At 66.9% G+C, this 24536-nt stretch carries 21 protein-coding genes and 2 tRNA genes; 13 read left to right on the top strand and 10 right to left on the bottom strand.

Features of this window, described 5'->3' with window-relative positions; all coding sequences use genetic code 11:
• Positions 1–6: 6 nt before the first annotated feature.
• Positions 7–777 (top strand): substrate-binding periplasmic protein, encoded by a 771-nt coding sequence (locus tag BM436_RS23930; protein ID WP_093558055.1) that lies wholly within the window; start codon positions 7–9, stop codon positions 775–777.
• 12 nt (positions 778–789) lie between these two features.
• Here the strand turns inward: BM436_RS23930 and BM436_RS23925 are convergent, their stop codons facing one another.
• The 3 genes from BM436_RS23925 to BM436_RS23915 form a co-directional block, all read right to left on the bottom strand.
• Positions 790–2808, bottom strand: coding sequence for a DUF6351 family protein (locus BM436_RS23925; protein WP_093558054.1), 2019 nt, complete (start codon positions 2806–2808; stop codon positions 790–792).
• Positions 2809–2899: 91 nt separating this feature from the next.
• The gene (locus tag BM436_RS23920) at positions 2900–3658 is read right to left on the bottom strand and encodes a LytR/AlgR family response regulator transcription factor (RefSeq protein ID WP_093558053.1); all 759 of its coding nucleotides are present in this window, start codon (positions 3656–3658) and stop codon (positions 2900–2902) included.
• Positions 3655–4749: a sensor histidine kinase gene (locus BM436_RS23915; RefSeq protein WP_177307453.1), complete on the bottom strand. Its 1095-nt coding sequence runs from the start codon at positions 4747–4749 to the stop codon at positions 3655–3657. The genes BM436_RS23920 and BM436_RS23915 overlap by 4 nt, the downstream gene beginning before the upstream one ends.
• A 260-nt stretch (positions 4750–5009) precedes the next feature.
• On the opposite strand from BM436_RS23915, the gene BM436_RS23910 reads away from it, so the two are divergent.
• From BM436_RS23910 to BM436_RS23900, 3 genes are all read left to right on the top strand, one after another.
• On the top strand, positions 5010–6890 hold the full coding sequence (locus BM436_RS23910) for a tetratricopeptide repeat protein (RefSeq protein WP_143133291.1): 1881 nt from the start codon (positions 5010–5012) through the stop codon (positions 6888–6890).
• Between the two features lie 143 nt (positions 6891–7033).
• Entirely contained in the window at positions 7034–8176 is a 1143-nt protein-coding gene (locus tag BM436_RS23905; RefSeq protein WP_229490649.1) for an ABC transporter substrate-binding protein, read from the top strand.
• A gap of 7 nt (positions 8177–8183) precedes the next feature.
• Positions 8184–10637: a methyl-accepting chemotaxis protein gene (locus tag BM436_RS23900; RefSeq protein WP_093558050.1), complete on the top strand. Its 2454-nt coding sequence runs from the start codon at positions 8184–8186 to the stop codon at positions 10635–10637.
• Positions 10638–10659: 22 nt separating this feature from the next.
• Here BM436_RS23900 and BM436_RS23895 read toward each other — a convergent pair whose 3' ends face one another.
• Positions 10660–11292: a glutathione S-transferase family protein gene (locus BM436_RS23895; protein ID WP_093558049.1), complete on the bottom strand. Its 633-nt coding sequence runs from the start codon at positions 11290–11292 to the stop codon at positions 10660–10662.
• Between the two features lie 110 nt (positions 11293–11402).
• On the opposite strand from BM436_RS23895, the gene BM436_RS23890 reads away from it, so the two are divergent.
• The 3 genes from BM436_RS23890 (at position 11403) to BM436_RS23880 (ending at position 13202) form a co-directional block, all read left to right on the top strand.
• Entirely contained in the window at positions 11403–12236 is an 834-nt protein-coding gene (locus tag BM436_RS23890; RefSeq protein WP_093558048.1) for a DUF6597 domain-containing transcriptional factor, read from the top strand.
• 125 nt (positions 12237–12361) lie between these two features.
• A complete protein-coding gene (locus tag BM436_RS23885; protein ID WP_143133290.1) occupies positions 12362–12976 on the top strand; it encodes a PEP-CTERM sorting domain-containing protein in 615 nt (204 codons plus the stop codon).
• Positions 12977–12989: 13 nt separating this feature from the next.
• On the top strand, positions 12990–13202 hold the full coding sequence (locus tag BM436_RS23880) for a hypothetical protein (RefSeq protein ID WP_093558046.1): 213 nt from the start codon (positions 12990–12992) through the stop codon (positions 13200–13202).
• Here the strand turns inward: BM436_RS23880 and BM436_RS23875 are convergent.
• Together BM436_RS23875 and BM436_RS23870 are read right to left on the bottom strand one after the other, a co-directional pair.
• Positions 13189–13974, bottom strand: a complete 786-nt coding sequence (locus BM436_RS23875; protein WP_093558045.1) for a hypothetical protein — start codon at positions 13972–13974, stop codon at positions 13189–13191. The genes BM436_RS23880 and BM436_RS23875 overlap by 14 nt on opposite strands.
• 170 nt (positions 13975–14144) lie before the next feature.
• Positions 14145–14220 (bottom strand) — tRNA-Asn (locus BM436_RS23870).
• A 242-nt stretch (positions 14221–14462) separates the two neighbouring features.
• On the opposite strand from BM436_RS23870, the gene BM436_RS23865 reads away from it, so the two are divergent.
• Genes BM436_RS23865 through BM436_RS23845 form a run of 5 tightly spaced genes read left to right on the top strand, consistent with a single transcriptional unit; the run spans position 14463 to position 18800 of the window.
• The gene (locus BM436_RS23865) at positions 14463–15110 is read left to right on the top strand and encodes a hypothetical protein (protein WP_093558044.1); all 648 of its coding nucleotides are present in this window, start codon (positions 14463–14465) and stop codon (positions 15108–15110) included.
• Complete coding sequence (locus BM436_RS23860) at positions 15107–15811, top strand: ABC transporter ATP-binding protein (RefSeq protein WP_229490648.1); 705 nt, start codon at positions 15107–15109, stop codon at positions 15809–15811. The genes BM436_RS23865 and BM436_RS23860 overlap by 4 nt, the downstream gene beginning before the upstream one ends.
• On the top strand, positions 15801–17030 hold the full coding sequence (locus BM436_RS23855) for an ABC transporter permease (RefSeq protein ID WP_093558043.1): 1230 nt from the start codon (positions 15801–15803) through the stop codon (positions 17028–17030). The genes BM436_RS23860 and BM436_RS23855 overlap by 11 nt, the downstream gene beginning before the upstream one ends.
• Positions 17023–17754 carry an outer membrane lipoprotein-sorting protein gene (locus tag BM436_RS23850; RefSeq protein WP_093558042.1) on the top strand — a complete coding sequence of 244 codons (732 nt, stop codon included), beginning with the start codon at positions 17023–17025 and terminating at the stop codon, positions 17752–17754. The genes BM436_RS23855 and BM436_RS23850 overlap by 8 nt, the downstream gene beginning before the upstream one ends.
• A complete protein-coding gene (locus BM436_RS23845) occupies positions 17751–18800 on the top strand; it encodes a hypothetical protein (RefSeq protein WP_093558041.1) in 1050 nt (349 codons plus the stop codon). Before BM436_RS23850 ends, BM436_RS23845 begins: the two co-directional genes overlap by 4 nt.
• 71 nt (positions 18801–18871) lie before the next feature.
• On the opposite strand, the gene BM436_RS23840 is transcribed toward BM436_RS23845, so the two are convergent.
• From BM436_RS23840 to BM436_RS23825, 4 genes are all read right to left on the bottom strand, one after another.
• Positions 18872–19660 carry a LytR/AlgR family response regulator transcription factor gene (locus tag BM436_RS23840; protein ID WP_093558040.1) on the bottom strand — a complete coding sequence of 263 codons (789 nt, stop codon included), beginning with the start codon at positions 19658–19660 and terminating at the stop codon, positions 18872–18874.
• A 10-nt stretch (positions 19661–19670) separates the two neighbouring features.
• Positions 19671–20747 (bottom strand): sensor histidine kinase, encoded by a 1077-nt coding sequence (locus BM436_RS23835; protein WP_093558039.1) that lies wholly within the window; start codon positions 20745–20747, stop codon positions 19671–19673.
• A 192-nt stretch (positions 20748–20939) separates the two neighbouring features.
• Positions 20940–21015 (bottom strand) — tRNA-Asn (locus BM436_RS23830).
• 109 nt (positions 21016–21124) lie between these two features.
• The gene (locus tag BM436_RS23825) at positions 21125–22327 is read right to left on the bottom strand and encodes an amino acid aminotransferase (protein WP_093558038.1); all 1203 of its coding nucleotides are present in this window, start codon (positions 22325–22327) and stop codon (positions 21125–21127) included.
• A 134-nt stretch (positions 22328–22461) separates the two neighbouring features.
• Between BM436_RS23825 and uvrB the strand changes: the two genes are divergently transcribed.
• Positions 22462–24534, top strand: coding sequence for an excinuclease ABC subunit UvrB (gene uvrB, locus BM436_RS23820; RefSeq protein ID WP_093558037.1), 2073 nt, complete (start codon positions 22462–22464; stop codon positions 24532–24534).
• Positions 24535–24536: the final 2 nt, after the last annotated feature.

Here is a 24536-nt window from a genome sequence, read left to right as displayed (position 1 = left end):
TGTGATATGCAATATAATCGTCACATGCGCAACAAGGCCCTCCCCTGCCTGTCCCTGCTCGCAACGCTCGCCCTGCCCGCGGCGCTTGCCGCGCCGCTGTCGCTGGTGACGGCGCACGACCCGCCGCACAATATGCAGACCGATGGCCGCGTCGTCGGCCTGTCCACGGAGAAGGTGGAGGAGATGTTCAAGCGCGCCGGCGTGCCCTACACGCTGCGCTTCACCCCCTGGCCTCGCGCCTACCAGTCCGCGCACGACCTGCCCGGGCACTGCGCCTTTTCGATGGCGCGCACCAAGGAGCGGGAGGACCAGTTCCAGTGGGTGGGCCCGATCGCGCAGATGGACTGGGTGCTGTACGCGCGCGCCGAGGACAAGCTGGCCCCGCGCAGCCTGGAGGACGTGCGCTCCGCGCTGATCGGCGGCTCCGCGTCGGACGTCATCACGCAGTGGCTGGTGGCGAACAAGTTCCGGGTGGACCCGACCCCGACCGATTCGCTCAATCCCGCCAAGCTGGTCGCCAACCGTTTCGAGTATTGGGCCGTTTCGCGCCAGCGCGGCGTGTCCATCACGGCGGCGGCGGGAATGACGGGGCGCATCGTGCCGGTGCTGACCTTCGGCCACTCGGACCTGTACCTGGGCTGCCACCACGACCTGTCCGGCGACATCGTGCTCAAGCTGAACAAGGCGCTGGCGGAGATGCGCCAGGACGGCACCTATGAGCGCATCAACGCGCGCTACACGCGCTGGGCGCCGCCGCCCGAGGCGCCCGCGCAATAAGGCGCCGGGCCGCTACCCGGGCCGCCCCACGTCGCCCTTGCTGTAGTCGCACACGCCCTGCGGGAAGATCCTGTGCAGCCAGGCCTGCTGCTGCGCGGTGAACCGCACGGTGGCGGGATAGGTGCCATCGGCCAGCGCGGCGGCCACCGGTTTCAAGGCGCACTTGAAGATGTCGCCCTTGATCGACTCCCCCGCCACCATGCGCGGACTGGTGTAGATCGGATACGCCTTGGCGCACGCGCCCGGCGGCGCCTTGTTCAGGATGCCGTCCCACACGTTCGGGCCGGACGCGATCACCGCGCCCTTGGCGTCCACGCAGCGGTCGGTGAATTCGGCGGGCGCCGCGCCGTCGCTCAGGCGGCGGTCCAGCACCGACAAGGCCTCCACCACGGCGTTGGCCAGGTCCGTGTCCGCCCGCGTGAACCAGATCACCTGGTTCTTCGCTTCCGCCGCATTCGCCTCCAGCAGGCGCGCGCGCACCGAGAAGGATTGACGCGAGTTGTGCATGTTCAGCTCCGCCTCGAGATAGGGCCGCAGGTCGATCAGCGGTATGCCCAGGCGCTGGCCGGTGAACACATGGCCGGACGCATAGGCCTTGCGCATCGCGGACAGGTCGCCCTCCCTGCGCGGCGCGGGCGCGCCGGCCGGATCGCGGCAGCTCGCGCTGCGCTTCATGTTGCGCGCCTCGTAGGGGTCGGCGCCCTGGTCCCATGGCACGAAGTCCGGCTGCTCCTTCCAGCCGCCGGCGCAGGCGTTGACGCGCAAGAATTCATCGGCGCCGATCCGGCCTTGCGCCAGCGCCTGCAGGCCGTATTGCACGCCGACGTTGTCCACCGAAATCGGCGCATAGCCCTGGCTGTCGGTGCCGTACACGTCGGCCAGGTCGTTCCAGTGCGTCCACTTCACGTTCGCGAGGGCGTTGGACGGGTAGCGGTAGAACTTGGCGGCGACGTCGAAGCGGTCGTCCTTGAACAGGGGGTTGAGCACCGTCGGCATCGCCATCTTCCAGCCGTTGATGCACTCGGTCGATCCGGTCACGCCGCTGAACAGGGAGTTGCGCGAGGTGTCGCTGGCGCTCATCCCCTCGATCCATGTCTGGTTGCTCCACTTGGCCCACGGCGACGCGGGATCGAGCGCCACCTCCTCCTTGAAGTACTGTCCCAGCAGCGGGCAATCGGAGATGGGGATGGTCTGCGTCACCATGTCCGGATAGGACTGGATGGGGATGCCGCCATCCAGCAATCCCGGCCGGTTCTGCGCGAACATGTACTGCTGGACAGCGCCGCCCGAACCACCTATGCCGATGGTGAATTTAGGCTGGCCGTAGGTGGCGACGAAGTGCGCCTTGGTCATCGCGGCCGTCTGCTCGGCCAGGCGCATGTTGTAGTGCACGCCGGTCTCGTTGCCGGACGAGCTGACGATGGCGTAGCCCTGCTCCAGTATCTTCGGCAGCAACTTGCGCTCGGAGCCGCTCACCGCGTCGTTGAACCACATGGCCACGCCCTGCTGGTGGCCGATGCCGACGCCGCCGCGCAGCCAGTACACCAGCTTGCGGTTCCATTCCGGCGCGTCGGCCTTGGGCGCCAGCATGGCGACCGTGTAGATGAAGCGGTTGATGGTGCCCGCCTCGACGCGGATGACGAACGGCACCGCGGCGCCCTTGTAGCTGGCGGTCTTCAGGTCCTCGGGCGGCTTGGCGTAGCCGGTCGCGGGATCGAAGGGCTTGAAGCGGGCGCCCGTGAAGTAGAAGTATTGGACGCGCGTCTTGACGTTGCAATTCCTGCTGTGGCCGACCAGCTGATTGGTGGTCTCGTCGAACACCGGGTGGCCGATGCCGTCCTGGTTGTCCACCAGCGGCTGGCCCAGGCCGGATTCCTGCGTGCGGCAGATGAAGGGCTGCTGCTGTTGCTGCTGTGCGAGGCCGGCCGCGGGAACCGGATCGGCGGCGGTGGGAACTTGGCCGCATCCCGCCAGGCCCGTTGCGATGGCCGCGCAGGCGGCGGATGATTTCCAAGCTGTCCAAGATCTCATGACGGTGCGCCTCCCGGTTGTGGGTATGTTGCCCGAGTGTACACAAAAAAGCGCGCGTTCGCCGCCTCCCGGGCACCGGCGCGGCAAGCGGTCAACTGCCGCGCAATGCCGCTTTGACCGCCGCCGCATAACGCTCGCTGACGGCCAGTTCCTGCCCGCAGCGCAGCGCCAGCGCGTAGCCGCCCTCCTGCGTCTGGCGCAGCGTGAGCAACTGGCCGCGCCGCACCAGCGCGCGCCGGTGGATGCGAAGGAAATCGGCCGGATCGAGATAGCGCTCCAGTTCCCCCAGCGTGCTCCGATGCAGCAGCGCGCGCTGCGCCAGGTGCAGCGAGACATAGTTCCCCGCGCTCTCTATCCACAGTACGTCGGCCAGGTCGACCCGGTCGATCCGCCCCACCGAGCGTACCGTCAGCGAGCGCCAGTAGCCGGGCGCGGGATCGGTGTACAGGCGCAGCGCCCGCGCATAGGCTTCGCGCTGGTCCAGCAGCGCGCCGGCGCGCTCCAGCGCCTGCCGCAGGCGGCGCTCGTCCACCGGCTTGACGACGTAGTCGAGCGCGTGCGCGTCGAACGCCTCCAGCGCGTGGCCGCGATGGGCGGTAACGAAAACCACCAGCGGCGGGGAGTCGAGCCGGCTGAGTTCCCGCGCCAGTTCCAGCCCGGATTCGAGCGGCATCTGCACGTCCAGCAGCAGCACGTCCACGCTGTCGGAGGCCAGGTGCGCGCGCGCGGCGGCGGCGCTGGCGCATTCGCCCGCCACGCGCCAGCCGGGCAGCGCCTCCAGCGCCAGCCGCAAATTGATGCGCGCGTGCGCCTCGTCGTCGACGATGAGCACCCTCGGTTGGCCGCTCATGCCGCCGCCATCAAGGGGATGCGCAGTTCGGCCACGAAGCGGCCGCCGACGTCCCCGGCGGTCAGCGAGGCCGCGTCGCCATAGGCGAGGCGCAAGCGCGCGCGGGTGCCGCGCAGGCCTATGCCCAGGCCCGCCTTGGGCGCCGCGTGCAGCGGGATGGGATTGCTGACCCGCGCCAGCAGGCGCGCGTCCTCGCGGCTGAACGCGATGACGATGTCGCTGGCATCCTCATGGCACTCCAGGTCGTGCCGCAGCGCGTTTTCCACCAGCGGCTGCAGCAGCATGGGCGGGCATTCGATTCCCTCGCCCAGCAGGTGCCCGCCCTCGACGCGCACCCGCAGGCGCGGGCCGAAACGCAGGCGCTGCAAGTCGAGATAGTCCTGCACGAATCGCAGTTCCTCCTCCATGTCCACCCAATCCCGTTCGCTGCTGGACAAGGCGTAGCGCAGCAGCGATCCCAGGCGCGCCAGGCCGTCCAGCGCCAGCGGCTTGTCGTCCACCCGCACCATCGCGCCGATGGCGCTGAGCGTGTTGAACATGAAGTGCGGTTCCAGCTGGCCGCGCAGCGCCGCCAGCCGCTGGACCTCCAGCGACAGCCGCGTTTGCGCCAACTCGCGGTCCTGCTGCTGGCGCAGGCGCGAGAGCAGGACCGCCGCCACGGCGCCGAAGGCCATCGTCAGCAGCACGAAGACGACAAACCATTCGAACTTGTTCATCGACACCCAGTAGTGCCAGGCGTTGGCCAGCGTGGGTTCCCGGTCCAGTTTGAAGGTGCGCCGGAAGGCCAGTCCCAGCATCGCGCCGGGCCAGCCCAGCGCCACATAGACCAGATAGCCCGCCGCGATGCGGCGCGGCGTGGCCAGCAAGGCGGGATAGCGCCGGTACACCATGTACAGCAGATAGCTCTGCACCATCAGCGCCAGGTAGCCGCACCACCAGCCCAGCGTCATCTGCCAGTAGCTGCGCATGTCGCCATCGTGCTCGGCGTCGCCCCAGGTGGTGATGCCGGCCACCGCGCACAGCGCCGCCCACAGCGCGAAGTTGATCAGCAAGGCCCGCAGCCATGCCGGCAAGGAGAGGGAACGTTTCATGGCGCGGAGTATAGCAGCGGCGTTCCGGGGCTTATCCCCGTGGGGGCGGCGTTCGTCACACTCCACAGCGAACCCGATCTCGTGGGGCGCATCGGCCCGGGCATGGCGGACATTCCGGAACAGTCCCGCCGAGTTGTGAAAACCGCCATATCCGCTTATATTTTTTCGTACACCATGGCACATGGCTTTGCCGCCGCGCGCCCGTCGTTTAGCATCGCCCGATTGAGCCCGGCCACTCCGGGAAGGAAAGACCTCCGCTGATGAATACCCGCACCGCGCCCGCCCGTCTCGAACCGATCGATGCCTTGCGAGGCCGCGCCATCGCATCGCCCCTCGCCAGTTGCGCGCTGGCCGCGCTGGCCCTGCTGTGCACGCACACGGCCAGCGCCCAGCAGGCCAGCCCGGCGCCAGCGGAGCAGCGCGTCACGGTCCAGGGCCAGAAAAACCCGTCCGTGTGGTTCAAGGCGGAGAGCCAGCACTTCGTGGTCTACTCCGACGCTTCGCAGCAGGGCGTCGCGGAGCTCTTGCACAATATGGAGCGCCTGGATTTCCTGCTGCGCGTCTATACCAAGTCCTACTTCAAGGCCCGGCCGCACGAACCCAAGCTCACCCTGTATTACCACAACAAGCCCGGCGCCCTGGGCCAGCACGCCGGCAAGGCCCCCGCCGACGCCATCGGCCTGTACAACAGTTGCAGCGCGGGCGTGCAAGCCGCCGGCGTGCAGCTCGATCGCATTGTCCGGATCGAGAACGCGCGTTTGAGCACCGCCCCCGCCAACGACACCCTGTCCTTCCTGTTCGAAGGCTATGCCCGCCACTTCCTGTACCGCCACACCGACATCCGCGCGCCGCTCTCGTTCATCGAGGGCTTCGCGCAGTATTTCGCCGACGTCCGCTTCTCGGACAATCAACTGGCGGTCGGCAAAACGCCCCTCAACATGGGGCGCTACCTGAACTTCGTCGAGGACGGCCACCGCTACAGCCTGAGTTATGCGGACGTGCTCGACGATAACGACAGCAAGGGCCACAACTACGCCGGCGAAGCGGGCGTCAGGCTGGAGTTCGCGGCCCGTTCGTGGCTGCTGACCCACTTCATGCTGTCCTCGGAGGAGAACCGCGGCAAGCTGGCGCGCTACCTCAACCTGGCCAACCGCGACATGTCCGCCGCCCAGGCCTTCGAAACGGCCTACGGCATCAAGACGGACCAGCTCGGCGAGATGCTGTGGCGCTATCGCCTCGCCTCCATCAAGGTGATGCAGGTGGAAGTGCCCACGCTGCCCACCGCCCGGATCGCGTTTACCGGCCTGCCCGACGCGGTGACCGACTATGTGATGATGGACGCCAGGCTGAAAACCTGCCCCGGCCGCGCCACCGGCGAAGCGCTGCTGCGCAAGATGAGCGCCAACCCCGGCGGCATGCCCAACCATCCGCTGGCCCGCGCCGCCCTCAGCCGCGCGCAGATCGACTGGGGCGATCCGCGGGACGCCATCCCCTACCTGGACACGCTCGTCCGCGACGACAAGGGCAACGCCGAAGCCCTTTATCTGCTGGGCCTGGCGCACCTGCGCGCCGCGGGCCGGCAGCAGGGCGCCGCCAAGGCCGGCGCGTTGGAAGCGGCCCGCCGCCACTTGGTGGACGCCGTCAACGCCGACCCGGCGTCGGCCGAGGCGGCCTACGCCCTGCTCCGCAGCGAGCTCGATTCCGGCGAGGAACTGACAGAAACCGCCATGACGGCCGCGCAGCTGGCCTGGAACAATGGACGCGAAGTCAAGGAATACACCCGCGCCGCCGCCCTCGTGCACGCGTACGCCGGCAACGGCGCCAAGTCGCGCCAGGCCCTCAGCGTACTGGCCCACGACCGGCGCGACCCCGCCATGGCCGCCTGGGCCACCCAATGGCAGGCGCGTCTGGTGGCCGGGGTGGACCGCGACGAACTGCTGGCCGAGCTGCGCCGCGCGCCCGCGCCCGACGCCGCGTTCAAGGAATGGACGATCGCCAACGACAGCGTCATGCAAGCGGTGGTCAGCGGCGCCGGCGTCGAACAGGCGCGCCACTACCTGCAAGGCCAGGCCCCCAGCCTGGACACCCCGGACAAGGCGATGGGCAACACGCCGATCGGCAACACGCCGTTTACCCGCTGAGGACAGCCGTGCTTGAAACGCTTGTAGGGATTTGACTACAGCGTATGAGGCATTTCCTTATAGATACATTGCTGAATGTCAACTAGGATGGTGCGGTGTGCCGGCTCGCCGGTCCCCCAACGCACCGTCCCTAGGAGACCCCAATGTTGCCCCAGAAGCTAGCCCGCTTGATCGCCACCGCCTCGGCGCTGTTCCTGCCCCTGTCCGCGATGGCCGAGGAGGGCGTGACCGACACTGAAATCAAACTGGGCATGGTCAACGTGCAGACCGGGCCGGCCTCCGCCCTGGGCAAGGGCATGCGCGCCGGCGCCGAGGCTTATTTCAAGGAAGTCAACGCCAAGGGCGGCATCCACGGCCGGCAAATCCGGCTGTCCGTGGCCGACGACGGCTACGAACCCAACAAGGCCGTCGACGAGACGCTCAAGATGATCGAGGGCGAGAAGGTGTTCGCCCTGTTCGGCCACGTCGGCACGCCGACGGCCAACGCCGTCATCCCCATCGTCAAGGAGCTGGACGTGCCGCTGGTCGGCCTGTTCACCGGCGCGATGTCGCTGCGCCAGCCCGTGACGAAGCAGATCTTCAACGTGCGCGCCAGCTACGACGACGAGGCCGAGACGCTGGTGGCGCACTTCGTCGCCCAGGGCGCCAAGAGCGTGGCCGTGTTCTACCAGGACGACGGCTTCGGCCTGGCGGTGCTGTCCGGCACCGAGAAGGCGCTGAAGCAGCGCGGCATGGCGGTCGCCGCGCGCGGCACCTTCGAGCGCAACACGGTGGCCATCAACACCGGCCTGGCCGCCATGCTCAACGCCAAGCCGGACGCCATCGTCATGGTCGGCCCCTACACGCCGCTGGCGGCCTTCGTCAAGGCGGCGCGCGCGGCCGGACTGAAATCGCAGCTGGCGACGGTGTCCTTCGTCGGCACCGACAGCCTGGTGAGCCAGGTGGGCAAGGACGGCGACGGGGTGGTGATCTCGCAGGTCGTGCCCTTCCCGCACGACGACACGCTGGCCGTCACCGCCGAGTGCCGCGCGCTGGTCGCCAAGCACACCGGCGAGCCTTTCGGCTTCGTCAACTTCGAGGGCTGCCTGACGGCGCGCGTGATGGCGGCGGCGCTGGAGAAAAGCGGCAAGGCCCCCACCCGCGCCACGCTGATGCAGACGCTGGAGGCGATGAAGGGCGTGGACCTGGGCGGCATGGCGGTCAGCTTCGCGCCGGACAACCACCAGGCCTTCAACCAGGTGTTCCTGACACGCATCGTCGACGGAAAAATCAGCAAGCTGAAGTGATCGCGCCATGAAGATCTCGCACCGCCTACTGGCCCTGTCGGCGTGCTCCACCGCCGGCCTGCTGTTCGTCGCGGCGGTCAGCTACACCGCTGTGACGTCGATCCAGGCCGACCTGCGCACGCTGACGCTCGAGGCCACGCCGCTGCAGAACAAGACCCACGAGCTGCAGCAGCGCACCGAGCGCCTGGTCGGCGCGCTGTTCAAGCTGACGCTGGCCAAGGGCCGGGACGAGGTGCAAAGCGCGGACCAGGCGATACGGCAGGAACTGGGCGCGATCGAGAAGCTGGGCGCCGACATGGCCGCCCTCAACCCGGCCCTGCGCGCCGACTCCAGCGACTTCAGCGACACCCAGGCCGAGATCATGCGCGCGGTGGAGAAGCGCCTGGCGGACGACGCCGCCTACCGCAAGGAGAGCGACAGCGTGAAGCAGGCGCTGACGCAGGCGCAGGAGGCCATCGCCCTGACCCGCAACAACGTCAACGCCATCGGCGTGGACGCCGTGAAGGCGGCCGACGCCGCGCAGGACGCGTCCCGGCGCCTGGGCAACGCCACCCGCTCGGCGCTGATGGCGCAGGTCAAGCTGCGGGAACTGGCGCTGGTCGTCAACGAGACCGACACCGTCGGCAACCGCTTCCGCCTGACCCCGCTCAAGGAGCGCCTCAAGGCCACCGTCGACAGCATCCAGCGCCTGGCGCCGCCGTCCGGCTCGGAGGACGTGCTGAAGGAGGTCAAGGCGGTGGCCACGGCCACGTACGAGAGCTACGTCAACGAGAACGAGGGCCTGAGCGCCCTGCGCGCGGCCGTGCTGGCGAACAAGCCCGACGCCGAGAGCCGCTATCAGAACAAGCGCAAGGCCATCCTGACGCCGCTGGATGAACAATCCAGGAAGCTCGGCACGCTGACCGACACCATGGAGGTGCAGGCCTTCAAGCAGCACCAGATACTCGAGGGCGCGCTGCGCCTGCGCAACGAGCCGGGCGGCGTGGTCGCCAGCAGCGAGGCGGTCGCGCTGGAGATCCGCGAGGTGACGGCCGACCTGCGCCTGCTGATGCTGGCGACGACGCCGGCCGACGTGGCCGCCATCAACGCCGAGGTCGGCAAGCTGACCGCGCGCCTGGAGGGCAGGATGAACGAGATGCGCGCCGGCCTGGTGAAGATGGGGCGTCCGCAGTTCGGGCAGAACGTCGAGCAGGCGCTGGCCGCCATGCAATCGGTGGCGGCCTCGGTGGCCAAGATCGCGCAGGCCAAGACCAGCCTGCTCAACAGCGAAGAGCGGATGAACGCCTCCATGCTGCGCCTGAAAAGCGTGGCCGCCGACAAGGCCACGGCGGGCGAGGCCAGCCTGAAGAGCATCGGCGCGCGCCAGATGGAGGTGGTGGCGGCGGTGGACAGCCGGGTCGACTCTTCGCTGCTGATCATCCTGGGCGCGGCGGCCGCCATCATCGTCGCCACCGGCCTGCTCAGCGTGCTCACCATCCGCCGCATCACGCGCAGCCTGGACGACGCGGTCGTCGTGGCCGAGGCGGTCTCGCGCGGCGAACTGGGCCGGGTCGCCGCCGCCCGCGGCGACGACGAGACGGCGCGCCTGCTGAACGCCCAGGCGCGCATGGTGGCCACGCTGACCGACGTGGTCGGCAACATCCGCTCGGCCAGCCAAAAGGTCAACGTGGGCGCGCGCGACATCGTGCACGGCAACGAGAACCTGGGCCTGCGCACCCGCGAGCAGTCGGCCAGCCTGTCCGAGACCGTGTCCTCGGTCGAGCGGCTGACGCACCGCGCCACGCAGAACACCAGCTCGGCGCACCAGGCCAGTTCGCTGGCGCAGTCGGCCAGCACGGTGGCGGTGCGCGGCGGCGAGGTGGCCGGCCGCGTGGTCGCCACGATGCAGGAGATCCACGACTCGTCGACCAAGATCGCCGACATCGTCGGCGTGATCGACAGCATCGCCTTCCAGACCAACATCCTGGCGCTGAACGCCGCCGTCGAGGCCTCGCGCGCCGGCGAGCACGGGCGCGGCTTCGCCGTCGTGGCCGCCGAGGTGCGCGGGCTGGCGCAGAAGACCACCCAGTCGGCGCGCGAGATCAAGGACATCATCCAGGCCAGCGTGGAGCGCATCGAGGCCGGCTCGAACCTGGTGCGCAGCTCGGGCGACACGATGGCCGAGATCGTCGAGCAGGTGCAGCAGGTGTCGGCCCTGGTGGCCGAGATCGCCACGGCCAGCCAGGCGCAGCTGGCCGAGGTGGGCCAGGTCAACCTGGCCGTCACCGGGCTGGGCCAGATGACGCGCAACTACGCCGAACTGGCCAGCGAGAGCACCACGGCGGCCAAGGAGCTGTCGCGCCAGGCCAGGGAACTGGCGTCGGCCATCTCCGTGTGGCGGGTGGAGATGGACGAGCAGCGGCCGGGACGGCCGGGCGCCATTGGACGCGCGCAAGGCGCCGCCTCGCTGAGACTGCGGTAGCGCGGCGGTCTGCCCCGGCCAGTCAAGCAGCTTGGGCTTGCGCGGCGGCGAGCTCGGCATCCTCGGCGTTCGCGGCCATCACGGCTGGACGGCTGGCGATGCGCTCCGCGTAAGCCGCGATCAGCGACGACTCCGGCAGCAGCTTGAAGGCATTCATCCAGCCTATCGATGTACCCCATAAAACGTCAACGGCGCTGAACTTGTCGCCTAGCAGATACGGCCCCTTGGCCAGCTGGTCGGTGAACAACGTGAAGATGCTGTCGAAGTCGCCGTACGGACACGCCATCTTGTCGGTCGGCGGGCGCTGCATCCAATGGTCGATCACGGCCGGTTCGAAGCAACTGCCGTACAGCGCCAGCCAGCGCAGGTAGGGGCCGCGCGACGGATCGCCGAGCGCCGGCGCCAGGCCGGCGGCCGGGAACAGTTCGGCCAAGTATTGGTAGATCGCGACCTGCTCGGTGATGACGGCGCCGTCATGGGTGATGGCCGGCACCTTGCCCAGTGGATTAATGGCCAGGTAGGCGGGGGCCCGGTTTTCGCCCCGTTTCATGTTCATCAGGTGCAGTTCGAACGGCGCATCCAGCTCGCGCAGCAGCGCGAGGACGCCAGTGGAGCGGGATTGCGGGCAATGATGCAGGGTCAATTGGGTTGCCATGGGAGTCTCCGGTTGAGGGGCAAGTAATATGAAAACAGCAAGGTAACTCTTGCTATCATGCCCGTCTTGTAAAAACGCGAACACGGCCACTACGCGCCGCCTCAACCATCATGACCAGCTTACTCAAGGTGCGTGACCGCCCTAAAGGTGTAGTCAATCCGGCCGCCGCCAAAAAGGCGTTCCGTCTGGAGCGCTACCTGCCGGCGCCGGACCTGGCGGCCGTAGTCGAATACTTCTGGCTGGTCGAATGGCGTTTGCCAGATGGCGCCAGCCACGTGCAGCGCACCCTGCCCTCGCCCTGCATCCATCTGGTATTCGACCAAGGCCGGACGGCAGTGTTCGGGGTGATGACGGGCGCGTTTGAATACACGCAGCGCGGCAGCGGTCGTGTGCTGGGGGTGCGCTTCCGGCCCGGCGCGTTCCGCGCGATGCTTGGCAAGCCGGTGCAAACCATCACCGACCAGACGCTGCGGTTGTCGGCGCTGTTCGATTGCGACGAGGCGCAGGTGGAGCACGCCGTGCTGTCGGCGCCGGACGATGCCGGCATGGTCGCAGCCGCCAGCGCTCTCATCCGCCGCGTCTTGCCGCCCGCCGATCCGCAGGTGGCGCGGATTGAGGCCATTTTGAAGATCGTCGGCGAAACGCCGGGGCTGACGCGGGTGGAGGAGTTGGCCGAGCGCGCCCAGCTAAGCATGCGGCGCCTGCAAATCCTGTTCAAGGAATACGTCGGCATCAACCCCAAGTGGGTGATCCGCCGTAACCGGCTGCTGGACGCGGCCGATCAACTGTCCAGCGGTGTGGAAGTCAACCTGTCCGAGCTGGCGTTGGCCTTGGGTTATTACGACCAGGCCCACTTCACGTCCGACTTTGAAAAACTGGTCGGCAAGCCGCCAGCCGATTATCGCCGCAGCTGCTTGGCGCAGGGCGGCGACGTTACTGTTTGAGGGCTGTGGCGATCTGGAACCCCCACGTGACAAATATCAAAATTACATGATTCCCAGCGGCGGATACTCAGTATTCGATCAACATATCTGCACGCCGGTTGCGCGAGCGCGGGGAGAACGATCTTATGAATACTCTGAAAATACTACTCGGCACCGCCGCCTTTCTGGTGACATCGTTCGCCTGCGCCAACCAGGAGAAGACATTCCTGTCGATGCGATCCGACGCTGGCGACCTGGTGGGACAGGGCCAGACTTACCACCTTACCACTCCAAAGGATGGGCACTTGGTGATCAATGTCGACCAGAATCACAGCAACGTGAATTTTTGGCTGGATACGAGTGGAAACCAACCTCAACCTCTACCATCGTGGTTTGGCAATTTTTGGACGGCGGGGAAAAACATTCCCCTTGCGATTGGTCAGTATGACAACGCGATGTCACCGTCCACGGCGAACTCCCTTCATCCAGGGCTCGCCATCAGCTATGGCTACGCCCACCCAAGCTCGACAACGGGTTCGTTCCATATCTACGATCTCGGTTTTGATGTCTATGGCAACGTCGATCACCTTGCCTTGACTTTTGAACAGTACAGCAACGGCAGCACCGCCGCGCTGCATGGCGCGCTCTGGTACAACTCGGCCCTGCCATTGCCCGCCGTGCCTGAACCGGAAGCGTACATCGAGCTGCTGGCGGGCCTTGGATTGCTAGGAATTTGTTTCCTGCGCCGGAAGCCAACTTGAGAGCGGCGGTCCGTTGTCCGAGACCGTGTCCTCGGTCGAGCGGCTGACGCACCGCGCCTCGCGGAACACCAGCTCCGCGCACCAGGCCAGCTCGCTGGCGCAGTCGGCCTGCACGGTGGCGGTGCGCGGCGGCGAGGTGGCCGGCCGCGTGGTCGCCACGATGCGGGAGATCCACGACTCGTCGGATGGGCAAAATCAGCCGTTGAGCACTGTTACCGATCCTTGAAGTCACGCAGCGGCCGATACTCGCGTAGCCATGTCTCCACTTGAGCATCGCCAGGCGGATCAGAGAACACCTGAGAAAGCGTCTTCCTCTGCTTATCAAGCAGGTACGCGGTCTTCAAATGAAACTCGCGATACAGTCCGCTGCTTCCGAAATTCATCGCGCGATCCCCTTCCATGAATAGCTTATGATTGAGATCGAAGTCAAAGTCCCCGCCTTTCCCCACGTAGTCCGCATACCCCTCGACTAGCCACATCGGATAACGCAACATCATCAAGCGCCCGAACCGGCGCGCCACGTCGCTATGTGTCACCTCATGGGCGATGAAATACGACAGGGGCCGTTGATCCGCATCGGCGATCGGCCCCGGCCCTGGCGAATAGATGCGGTTGGCTGCGATGTCTGAAGCACGTATGAAGACGTTCTCCACCACGATCCCGGCCGCGGCGCCCCCCATCGAGGCGTCAAAGCGCCCACCATAGAACCACAATCGCCAAGGCTCGTAGCAGAAAAATATATTAACCCGGGTGCGACTGTCATACAGCGTGGAGGTCCGCCAGCGCCGAGTAGCGTCATCGAGTACACCAGTAATGCCGGCGGGGATCGGGCGGTCTGACCATACATGGTAGTTCTGGTACGTCGTCCGGAACTTGAACATGGGTTCGGGATTCGCCGCTAAGAAGAGGTATGCCAGCAGCAGGAGTAACAAGGCCGCGAACGTGCACTTGAACAGTTGGAGTGCGCGGCGCGCGCCGCGAGTTTGACTGGTGAGCATACGGGATCGAATGACAAGCCGCCATCGCGTGGTTGAAATCGAGCGATACTGGCATCACTTCGTTAGCACAAACTTAAGAGCGCCGTTCGAGGCCAAGCGCGGCCAAGCCAGCCGAGGACCAGACCAAAAGAAAACGGCCCCACGATTACTCGTGGGGCCGTTCAATATTCTGGCTCCCCGACCTGGACTCGAACCAGGGACCTGCGGATTAACAGTCCGTCGCTCTACCGACTGAGCTATCAGGGAATTGAGGCCCGAATTATATAGACCAAACTCCGGATTGACTAGGGCTTGGCGAAAAAATTGCGCTGCTGGCGAGCTGAGCCCCATTGGGGGCATGGCGGGGACGCCGAGTCACCAAATGGGGCTCAGCTCGCTTGGCTGCCCGGTTTCGGGGGCTGAAAACCCGGTTTCGTCGCATCCGCGTGGAAGGCTCTAGTACGCATCGGTAGCCTGTCGTTGTCGATACAACCACAGGAGACCCGATCATGAAAGAGTTCATCACCGCCCTCGCCCTCGCCACAAGCTGCGTTTCCGTTGCCGCCGCGCCGCGGGAAGCCGCCCCCTTCGGTTTCAAGGAGGCGCGCCAGCAATTCATGGCCTGCCTGTCCGGCGACGGCAAGACCTGCGAGGCAGCCATCGAAAAGTTCAACGCGCTGGCGGCCGGTCATCCCGGCCATCCGCTGCTGGCCGCCTACGCCGGCGCCGGCACCGCCATCCTGGGCCGCGACGCCTACATGCCGTGGAATAAGCTGAAATACGCCGAGGACGGCGCGGACGCGGTGGAGAAGGCGCTGGCCCAGCTCACGCCCGCTCACGACGAGGCCCTGTTCCACGGCACGCCGGAAAGCGTGGAGACGCGCATGCTGGCCGCCACCACCCTGCTCTCGCTGCCGGACTTCATGAACCGCTCCGCCAGCGGCAAGCGCGCGCTGGAGGCGGCGCTCAAGTCCAGCGTGTTCGGCCAGGCCGCCCCGCCCGTGCGGGCCCGCCTGCTGGCGCTCGCGGCCAGGACCGCCAAGGCGGAGCAGCGCGGCGACGACGAAGCGGCCTACCTGAAACAGATCGTCGCCCTCGCCCCGCAGGCGCCTGAGGCCGCGCGCGCCAGCAGCCGATTGAAGGAGCTGGGTCTGTGAACGCCGCCGCCGAACCATTGATGTCGCTGCGCGGCATCAGCAAATCGTTCACGCTGGGCGGGAACACGATACACGCCCTGAGGAACGTGGACCTGGCCGTGCTGCGCGGCGAGATCGCCGCCATCACCGGCCCCTCGGGCAGCGGCAAGAGCACGCTGCTGAACCTGTGCGGCCTCCTGGACACCGCGGACGGCGGCGAGATGCTGTACGCCGGCCAGCCGCTGCCGGCGGCCGACGACGCGCGCAAGACGCTGCTGCGCCGCCAGACCATCGGCTTCGTGTTCCAGAGCTTCAACCTGGTGCCGGTGATGAACGCCTACGACAATGTCGACTTTCCCCTTTACCTGCTGGGCGTGCCGGCCGCCGAGCGTGTCCGCCGCGTGAACGGGGCGCTGGAGCGCGTGGGCCTGGCGGGCCTGGGCAAACACCGTCCGGACCAGCTGTCCGGCGGCCAGCGCCAGCGGGTGGCGATCGCGCGCGCCATCGTCAAGCATCCGCAACTGGTGATCGCGGACGAGCCGACCGCTAACCTGGACGCGGCCACCGCGGCCCAGATCATCGCGCTGATGAAGGACCTGGCGCACGAACACGGCACCACCTTCCTGGTGGCCACCCACGACGACCGCATGCTGGGCCATTGCGACCGCGCGCTGGCCCTGGCGGACGGCGTGCTGCTGGAGGGAGCGCGCCATGCTCACTAAATTCAAATGGCTGTCGATGGCGCTGAAGAACGCCACGCGCAACCGCCGCCGTTCGCTGGTGACGCTGGCCATCGCGGCCACCGGCACGGCCGCAGCGCTGCTGGGTGGAGGCTTCGCGCTGTACACCTACCAGTCCCTGGCCCAGGCCAGCGCGCGCGACACCGGCCACCTGGTGGTGGCCGCGCCGAGGTTCTTCGACGGCGTGGAGAACATGCCGCTGGAGCATGGATTGCCGGAGCCGGAGGCGCTCGCGCGCGAACTGCTGGCGCGGGCCGACGTGAAGCGCGTGCTGCCTCGGTTGCAGTTCTCGGGCCTGATCAGCAATGGCGACAAGAGCGAAATCTTCCTCGGCACCGGCGTGGACGCGACGCAGGAATTCGTCGTCAAGGGTCCGTTCATGAAGCGCGAGGCGGGCGAACTGCTGGACGGCCAGCCCGGCAAGGGTCCCGGCGTGGTGATCGGCAAAGGCCTGGCGAAGATCCTGAGCGCGGGACCGGGCAGCATGCTCACGCTGATGACGACCACCACCAACGGCAGCCTGAACGCGCTGGACGTGACGGTGAAGGGCGTGGTCAGCACCGGCATCGCGGACATCGACAAACGCCTGGCGATGGTGGACCTGGCCACCGCGCAGTCGCTGCTGCTGACGACCAAGGTCAGCTCGCTGAGCGTGTACCTGCGCGACATCGACAGCACCGACGGCGCCGCCGCCGCGCTGCGCGTCGCGCACGGCGACCGGCTGGACATCCGCACCTGGCTGGACCAGGCCGTGTTCTACAAGAGCGTGAAGGGACTGTACGACCGCATCTTCGGCTTCCTGGGCGTGATCGTGCTGGTGATCGTGCTGTTCTCGGTGACGAACACCTTGGCCATGGCCGTGCTGGAGCGCACCCGCGAGATCGGCACCCTGCGCGCGATGGGCGCCACGCCGGGCGAGGTGATGCGCGTGTTCACGCTGGAGGGCCTGGCGCTGGGCAGCGGCGGCGCCATCGCCGGCATGCTGCTGGCCGGCGGCGTGGCGCTGTTCCTGATGGTGTCCGGCTTCCAGATGCCCCCTCCTCCCGGCCGCACCGATGGCTATCCGCTGGTGGTGGCCGTCTCCGCGCCCATGTACGCGGGCGCCGTCGTCGTGGTGGCGCTGCTGTCCGGCGCCGCGTCCTGGTTCATCAGCCGCAGGGCTGCGCATCAATCCGTCGTGGAAGCCCTGGGCCATGTTTAAGAAGATCATGCTCGCCGCGCTGCTGGCGGCCGCGGGGCACGCCGGCGCCGCCGACGTGGAAACGATATTGAAAAAGGCCGACGCCTTCCGCCTGCCGGACGCCTCGGCCCAGGTGGAAACGCTGGTGCGGACCTTCAAGGGCGGCAAGCCGGACAAGGAGAAACGCTACCAGGTGCTGGTGAAACCGGGCGGCAAATCGCTGGTGCTGTCGCGCTCCGCCGGCGAGGCCGGCTTGAAGGTGCTGATGTCCGGCGACGATTTCTGGCTGCTGGTGCCGGGCAGCGCGCGTGCCATGCGCATCACGCCGATGCAGAAGCTGCTGGGCGAGGCGTCCACCGGCGACATCGCGAACATGACCTGGGCGGGGGATTACAAGGGTTCGGTGGTGCGCGAGGTGGAGGTCGACGGCGTGCAGTGCCTGGAACTGGAATTGGCCGCGCTGCGCAAGTCGCTCAGCTACCAGCGCGTGCTGCTGCACGTGGCCAAAAGCGACTACCGGCCCGTGCACGCGGACCTGTTCGCGGCGTCGGACCGCAAGGTCAAGCAGGCGCACTTTGTGGTGGAGACGCGCGACGGCCGCAACTCCGTCACGCGCATGACGCTGGTGGACGAGATCCAGACCGGCCGCGAAACGCAGGTCCATATGGTGAGCAACAAGCCGCGCCAGTTCGGCGACGAGTTGTTCAATCCCATGTACCTGAGCCGCAACGACGTGGCGCAATGAGGCGCCGGGCAATCGCGACGCGCGTCGCCGCCTTCCTTGTGGCCAGCGCCTGCGCCGGCACGGGCGCGGCGCGGGCCGACGACAGCGCCACGCTCAATCTGCGCGCGCAGCTGGAGTCGCGCGAGGACGCGCGCGGCACGCGCGGCAACACGTTCGAACAGGCCGAGTTGCGCTGGCAGCTCAACGCGCCGCTGCGGAACGCGCTGCGCGGCGTGTTCACCGCGCGGCACGACAGCGGCGATGGTCCGAACGCCGCGCTGCGCGTGAACGAGCTGACGCTGGAGCGTCCACTGGGCGCGGGCTTTGTCACGGTGGGCAAGAAGGTGATGAGCTGGGACGTGGGCTACGCCTTCCGTCCATTGGACGTGGTGCAGCAGGAAGACCGCCGCGCGCTCAATCCGGTCACGCTGAACGGCGTGCCCATGCTGGCGTGGGAAGCGTTCGACGCCAGTCGCGCCGTCACGGTGGTACTGTCCAACCCCGGCAAGGGTCGCGGTGCGCAGCCGCGCGACGACGGTTCGCTGGCGCTGCGGTTGTATCGGCAGAACGGCGCGCGCGACGAATACGCGGTGCTGCGCGTATCGGCGCGCAACGGGCTGGAAGGCGGCGCGTCGTTCTCGCATGTGGCCACCGAGGAACTGGAGATGCATGGCTCCCTGCTGTTCCAGCAGCGGCATGAAGAGTGGACGTTCAGCCGCGTGGCGCCGCCGCGCTGGCAGCGCCGCGAAGGCGGCGGCAAGGCGCTGGCGGGATTCACATGGACCAACGCCGGCAAGTTCTCGGTGCTGGGCGAGGCTTGGCTGGACCGCACGGCGCCGCGCGCGCAGCAGCGCAACCTGCTGCTGCGTGCGTCGCAGAATGACGGCGATCTGGATGTCTTCGCGGACGTGCTGTGGCAACCGCAAAACGGCAGCCGCATAAGCAGCGTGGGGATGTCGTGGAAGCCGGGACCGTGGCTGTTTAGCGCCAGCCTGCGGCACAACGGCGGGCCGGCGGGCACGCTGGTGCGCAACACCGCCGTCGCGACGGCGCAATATGCATTCTAGCAATCGCAACACTGCTGACGCCGCTTGGGGTCTGACCCCAAACCGGCGTCAGCGGTATTGCGGGCCGGCGTTTACATCTGCCGAAACAGGTGCGCATACAGGGGGCTCACCCGCACGCGCTCGCCGCGATGCCGCATGTGCAGCGACAACTTGCCCGCCTCGTCGCGCACCGCGCTCAGCACGCAGCCGGAGTTGACGATGGTGCCGCGATGCACCTGCCAGAACACCTTGTCGTCCAGCTGCGGCAGCAGCTCCTTGAGGCTCATGCGTATCAGCGCCTCGCCGTCCCGCGTCACCACGTTCACGTATTTGTCCAGCGCCTCGAAATAGACGATGTCCGCCATCGGTATCATGCGCACCTGGTTGCCGACGGCGGCCCTTATCATCGTCAGCCGCTCGGCCGTCGGCACGGCCAGCGAAGGCATCAGCGCCCGCATCTGCCCCAGCAGGTCGTCCAGCCCGCCGCCCGGCGCCTTGGCGGCCAGGCGCGCCTTCAGCCGTTCCACCGTCTTGCCCAGCCGCGCGTCGCTGATCGGCTTGAGCACGTAGTCGGCCGCCTCGCGGTCGAACGCCTCCACCGCGTATTCGTCGTAGGCGGTCACGAACACGATCTGCGGGAAGGGCTTGCCGCCCTCCCATTGCTCGGCCAGTTCCTCGGCCGCCTCCAGTCCCGTCTTGCCGGGCATTTTGATATCGAGGAACAGCACGTCCGGCCGCAGCGCCAGCGCCTTCTCCAACGCGTCCGCGCCGTGGGGACAGGTGGCCACCAGTTCCAGCTCGGGCCACAGGCGCTTGAGCGCGTGGGCCAGGGTGGCGGCGAGTATCGGTTCGTCTTCTGCGATCAGGGCTTGGATGGGCATGGCGTGGTCTCTATGCGGGAAGTGTGATGCGGGCGACGGCGCCTTCCGGCGCGGCCGCCTCCAGGGTCAGCGCGGCGCGTTCGCCGTACATGGCGCGCAGGCGCTCGCGGATGTTGGACAGGCCCAGATTGGTGCCCTTCTTGCCGGGACCGGCGTCCGGGCCGCGGCCGTCGTCCCGCACGGCCAGCACCAGCACGCCGTCGCGCAGCTGCGCGCTGACGGCCACGTGGCCGCCGGCCACCTTGGGCTCCAGGCCGTGGGCGATGGCGTTCTCCACCAGCGGCTGCAGCAGCATGGGCGGCACGGTGGCGTTGCGCAACTCCTTGGGCAGCTCGAAGGAGTAGCTGAGGCGTTCGCCCATGCGGATCCGCATCAGCCCAAGATAGGCCTTCATCAATTCGAATTCCTGCGCCAGCGTGTTGGTCTCCGCGCGCGAGGAGGTCAACGTGGCGCGCAGGTACTGGATCAGCAGGTCCAGCATTTCCTGCGCGCGCGGGGGATCGATGGCGATCAGCCCTTGCAGGTTGGCCAGGGTGTTGAACAGCATGTGCGGCTCGATCTGCGCCTGCAGCGACTGGAGTTGCGCCTGCAACGCCTGGCGCGCCACGGTTTCGGTGCGCGCCTTTTCCAGCGCCAGCTCGGCCTCCGCGCGCAGGATGCGGTCGCGGTTGGCGAAGAACAGCGTGGCGGCGCCGGTAGCCAGCAGCGTGATGACCAGGCTGATGGTGGTGTTCGGGCTGCCGAGCGTGTACAGCTTGTCCAGCCGATAGCCCAGCAGCCAGCCGGCGAGGCGCGCGCCCGCGTATTGCGCGGCCGGCACCGCCACGGCCAGCAGCACGGCGAATGTCAGCCAGTTGGGCCGGCCGGATTCGCCCCACAGCGCCAGCCGGGTGCCGTCGATCAGCAGGAAGGCGACGGTGCCGATGCAGTACGAGATCAGCATGTTTTGCGCCAGGTGGGTGCCGTCGCTGATCAGGTAGGTGACGACGAGGCCGCAGATGAAGTTGAACACGGCCACGTACACGCCGTCGCGCATCAGGCGGTGGAACGGGAAGCCGGGCTTGCGGGTGGAGACGGTGGTGGACATGGCGGCACGCGAGGGGAACGGTGGGCCATTGTCCCGTGCCGTTGCGTTATTGGCAATCGCGATGCGATGAAACCCGGCGCCGGTGGAGCGGAAGGCGATGCCGACGGAGCGAAACCGGGGACAGCCCCGCAGTGCCGCCGTTTGAGCGTCAATGAAAAAAGCCACGTTTTTTCAACGTGGCTTTTCGTGTTCTGGCTCCCCGACCTGGACTCGAACCAGGGACCTGCGGATTAACAGTCCGTCGCTCTACCGACTGAGCTATCAGGGATTAGAGGCCGCATTATATACTGTCGAATCCGAGCCCACAAGAGCGTTTCCTTCGGTACTTTCTGCCGCCTTTCGAGCCGTTCTTTCGTTCAGCTCGAAGAAACAAGATTTTAGAGCACTTTAGCGATCGCGTCAACGACCTTGTCGATGTTGGTCGAGTTCAGCGCGGCCACGCAAATGCGGCCGGTGTCCACGGCGTAGATCGATTCGGCGCGCAGCGCGTCGACCTGCTGCTTGGTCAGGCCCGAGTACGAGAACATGCCGACCTGCTGGCGCACGAATTCGAAGTCGTGCGATGGCGCCTTCTCTTTCAGCTTTTTCACCAGCGCGTCGCGCATTTCCTTGATGCGCACGCGCATGCCGGCCAGTTCGTCTTCCCACAGCTGGCGCAGCTCTGGGCTGGTCAGCACGGTGGCGACGGTCTTGCCGCCGTGTACCGGCGGGTTGGAGTAGTTGGTGCGCACCACGCGCTTCAGCTGCGACAGCAGGCGCGACGCTTCCTCGGCCGACGAGGCCACCACGCTCAGCGCGCCCACGCGCTCGCCGTACAGCGAGAACGATTTGGAGAAGGAGTTCGACACCAGCAGCGGGCCGCCGGTGGCCGCGAAGCGGCGCACCACGGCGCCGTCTTCGGCGATGCCGGCGCCAAAGCCCTGGTAGGCCATGTCCAGGAACGGCACCAGGTTGTTGGCGGCGATCACGGCGATCACCTGGTCCCATTCGGCCTGGGTCAGGTCGGCGCCGGTCGGGTTGTGGCAGCAGGCGTGCAGCAGCACGATGGAGCCGGCCGGCATGGCCTTCAGGTCGGCCAGCATGCCGGCGAAGTTCACGCCGTGGGTGCTTGGGTCGTAATAGGTGTAGTTGTTGACCTTGAAACCGGCGCTTTCGAACAGCGCGCGGTGGTTTTCCCAGCTCGGATCGCTGATGTAGACCTGGGCGCCCGGCGCGAAGCGCTGCAGGAAGTCGGCGCCGATTTTCAGGGCGCCGGTGCCGCCGATGGCTTGCACGGTGACCGCGCGCTTCTCTTGAATCACGGCGCTGTCGGCGCCAAATACCAGTTCCTGCACCGCCTTGTCGTAAGCCGCCAGGCCCTCGATCGGCAGGTAGGTGCGCGGGGCGGATTGCTCGATCAGAATCGCTTCTGCTTTCTTCACGCAGGCGAGCAGCGGCACCTTGCCATTGTCGTCATAATAGACACCCACGCCCAGGTTGATTTTGCCTGGGTTGGTGTCGGCGTTGAAGGCTTCGGTGATACCGAGGATCGGGTCGCGCGGGGCCATCTCGATGGCGCTGAAAACGGAAGGGGTCGTCATGATAAGATTGGATTCGATTAGAAGCGGTTCGCAGCAAGGTTTTGCAACAACAGTTGCCGGCGCCCGAACAAAATCCGGTCGTGAACGGCAACAATCGCACATTCTATCAAGGTCTGAGTAAAAGGTCTTCCCCAATGCAAGATTCGCAATCGCCCGGCTCGCCGGAGCCCACCGTCGTCACCTTCCCCGGTTCGCCCTACAAGCTGCACCAGCCCTTCCCGCCCGCCGGCGACCAGCCCACCGCCATCGATGGCCTGTGCGAGGGTATTTCGGACGGCCTGTCCTACCAGACCCTGCTGGGCGTGACCGGTTCCGGCAAGACCTACACCATGGCCAACGTGATCGCCCGCATGGGCCGCCCCGCCATCGTGTTCGCGCCCAACAAGACGCTGGCCGCGCAGCTCTACAGTGAATTCCGCGAGTTCTTCCCGGAGAACGCGGTCGAGTACTTCGTCTCGTACTACGATTACTACCAGCCCGAGGCCTACGTGCCGCAGCGCGACCTGTTCATCGAGAAGGACTCGTCGATCAACGAGCACATCGAGCAAATGCGCCTGTCCTGCACCAAGTCGCTGATGGAGCGGCGCGACGTGGTGATCGTGGCCACCGTGTCGGCCATCTACGGTATCGGCAATCCCAACGAATACCACCAGATGATCCTGACGCTGCGCCAGAAGGACCGCGTGGCCCAGCGCGACATCATCGCCCGCCTGATCCAGATGCAGTACACCCGCAACGAGGTCGACTTCGGCCGCGGCACCTTCCGCGTGCGCGGCGACACCATCGACATCTTCCCGGCCGAGCACGCGGAGCTGGCGGTGCGGCTGGAGATGTTCGACGACGAGCTGGAATCGATCCAGCTGTTCGACCCGCTGACGGGGCGCGTCAAGCAAAAGATTCCGCGCTTCACCGTCTACCCCGGCTCGCACTACGTGACGCCCCGCTCCACCGTGCTGCGCGCGGTCGAGACCATCAAGGCCGAGCTGCGCGACCGGCTCGAGTTCTTCCGCCAGGAGAACAAGCTGATCGAGGAACAGCGGCTGGAGCAGCGCACCCGCTTCGACCTGGAGATGATGGCCGAGATCGGCTTCACCAAGGGCATCGAGAACTATTCGCGCCACCTGTCCGGCGCCATGCCGGGCGAGCCGCCGCCGACGCTGGTGGACTACCTGCCGCAGGACGCGCTGATGTTCCTGGACGAGTCGCACGTGCTGATCGGCCAGCTCTCGGCCATGTACAACGGCGACCGTTCGCGCAAGACCAACCTGGTGGACTACGGCTTCCGCCTGCCGTCCGCGCTGGACAACCGGCCATTGAAGTTCGAGGAGTTCGAGCGCAAGATGCGGCAGACCGTGTTCGTCTCGGCCACGCCGGCCGACTACGAGAAGACGCATTCGGACAACGTGGTCGAACAGGTGGTGCGCCCCACCGGCCTGGTCGACCCGATGGTGATCGTGCGCCCGGCCCGCACCCAGGTGGACGACCTGATGTCCGAGATCAACGACCGCATCGCCAAGAACGAGCGGGTGCTGGTGACCACGCTGACCAAGCGCATGGCCGAGCAGCTGACCGAGTACCTGAGCGACCATGGCATCAAGGTGCGCTACCTGCACAGCGACATCGAGACCGTGGAGCGCGTCGAAATCCTGCGCGACCTGCGCATCGGCACCTTCGACGTGGTGGTCGGCATCAACCTGCTGCGCGAGGGCCTGGACTTGCCGGAGGTGTCGCTGGTGGCCATCCTGGACGCGGACAAGGAGGGCTTCCTGCGCTCCGAGCGCTCGCTGATCCAGACCATCGGCCGCGCGGCGCGCAACCTGAACGGCGTGGCGCTGCTGTACGCGGACCGCATGACCGATTCGATGGAGCGCGCCATCGGCGAGACCGAGCGCCGGCGCAACAAGCAGATCGCCTTCAACCTGGCCAACGGCATCACGCCGCGCGGCGTGCACAAGATCATCAAGGACATGATCGACGGCGTCTACAGCCCGCAGGACGCGCGCGAGCAGCTGGAGGTGGCCGAGGAGGCGGCCAAGTACGAGGCCATGAGCGAGAAGCAGATCAGCAAGGAGATCAAGCGGCTCGAGAAGGCCATGCTGGACCACGCCAAGAACCTGGAGTTCGAGAAGGCCGCGCAGGTGCGCGACCAGCTGCACAAGCTCAAGCAGCAGCTGTTCGGCGCGCCGGGCGCCGACGTGATCGCCTGATC

Origin of the sequence: Pseudoduganella namucuonensis (genome assembly GCF_900116645.1) — a bacterium.
In the GTDB taxonomy this organism is placed as follows: Bacteria; Pseudomonadota; Gammaproteobacteria; order Burkholderiales; family Burkholderiaceae_D; genus Rugamonas; species Rugamonas namucuonensis.
This window is presented reverse-complemented; position numbering and strand designations above follow the sequence as displayed.

Coding starts and splice junctions, on each gene's coding strand:
- BM436_RS23930 (WP_093558055.1), top strand. CDS start 7: ATGCAATATAATCGTCACATGCGCAACAAGGCCCTCCCCTGCCTGTCC.
- BM436_RS23925 (WP_093558054.1), bottom strand. CDS start 2,808: ATGAGATCTTGGACAGCTTGGAAATCATCCGCCGCCTGCGCGGCCATC.
- BM436_RS23920 (WP_093558053.1), bottom strand. CDS start 3,658: ATGAGCGGCCAACCGAGGGTGCTCATCGTCGACGACGAGGCGCACGCG.
- BM436_RS23915 (WP_177307453.1), bottom strand. CDS start 4,749: ATGAAACGTTCCCTCTCCTTGCCGGCATGGCTGCGGGCCTTGCTGATC.
- BM436_RS23910 (WP_143133291.1), top strand. CDS start 5,010: ATGAATACCCGCACCGCGCCCGCCCGTCTCGAACCGATCGATGCCTTG.
- BM436_RS23905 (WP_229490649.1), top strand. CDS start 7,034: ATGTTGCCCCAGAAGCTAGCCCGCTTGATCGCCACCGCCTCGGCGCTG.
- BM436_RS23900 (WP_093558050.1), top strand. CDS start 8,184: ATGAAGATCTCGCACCGCCTACTGGCCCTGTCGGCGTGCTCCACCGCC.
- BM436_RS23895 (WP_093558049.1), bottom strand. CDS start 11,292: ATGGCAACCCAATTGACCCTGCATCATTGCCCGCAATCCCGCTCCACT.
- BM436_RS23890 (WP_093558048.1), top strand. CDS start 11,403: ATGACCAGCTTACTCAAGGTGCGTGACCGCCCTAAAGGTGTAGTCAAT.
- BM436_RS23885 (WP_143133290.1), top strand. CDS start 12,362: ATGAATACTCTGAAAATACTACTCGGCACCGCCGCCTTTCTGGTGACA.
- BM436_RS23875 (WP_093558045.1), bottom strand. CDS start 13,974: ATGCTCACCAGTCAAACTCGCGGCGCGCGCCGCGCACTCCAACTGTTC.
- BM436_RS23865 (WP_093558044.1), top strand. CDS start 14,463: ATGAAAGAGTTCATCACCGCCCTCGCCCTCGCCACAAGCTGCGTTTCC.
- BM436_RS23855 (WP_093558043.1), top strand. CDS start 15,801: ATGCTCACTAAATTCAAATGGCTGTCGATGGCGCTGAAGAACGCCACG.
- BM436_RS23850 (WP_093558042.1), top strand. CDS start 17,023: ATGTTTAAGAAGATCATGCTCGCCGCGCTGCTGGCGGCCGCGGGGCAC.
- BM436_RS23845 (WP_093558041.1), top strand. CDS start 17,751: ATGAGGCGCCGGGCAATCGCGACGCGCGTCGCCGCCTTCCTTGTGGCC.
- BM436_RS23840 (WP_093558040.1), bottom strand. CDS start 19,660: ATGCCCATCCAAGCCCTGATCGCAGAAGACGAACCGATACTCGCCGCC.
- BM436_RS23835 (WP_093558039.1), bottom strand. CDS start 20,747: ATGTCCACCACCGTCTCCACCCGCAAGCCCGGCTTCCCGTTCCACCGC.
- BM436_RS23825 (WP_093558038.1), bottom strand. CDS start 22,327: ATGACGACCCCTTCCGTTTTCAGCGCCATCGAGATGGCCCCGCGCGAC.
- uvrB (WP_093558037.1), top strand. CDS start 22,462: ATGCAAGATTCGCAATCGCCCGGCTCGCCGGAGCCCACCGTCGTCACC.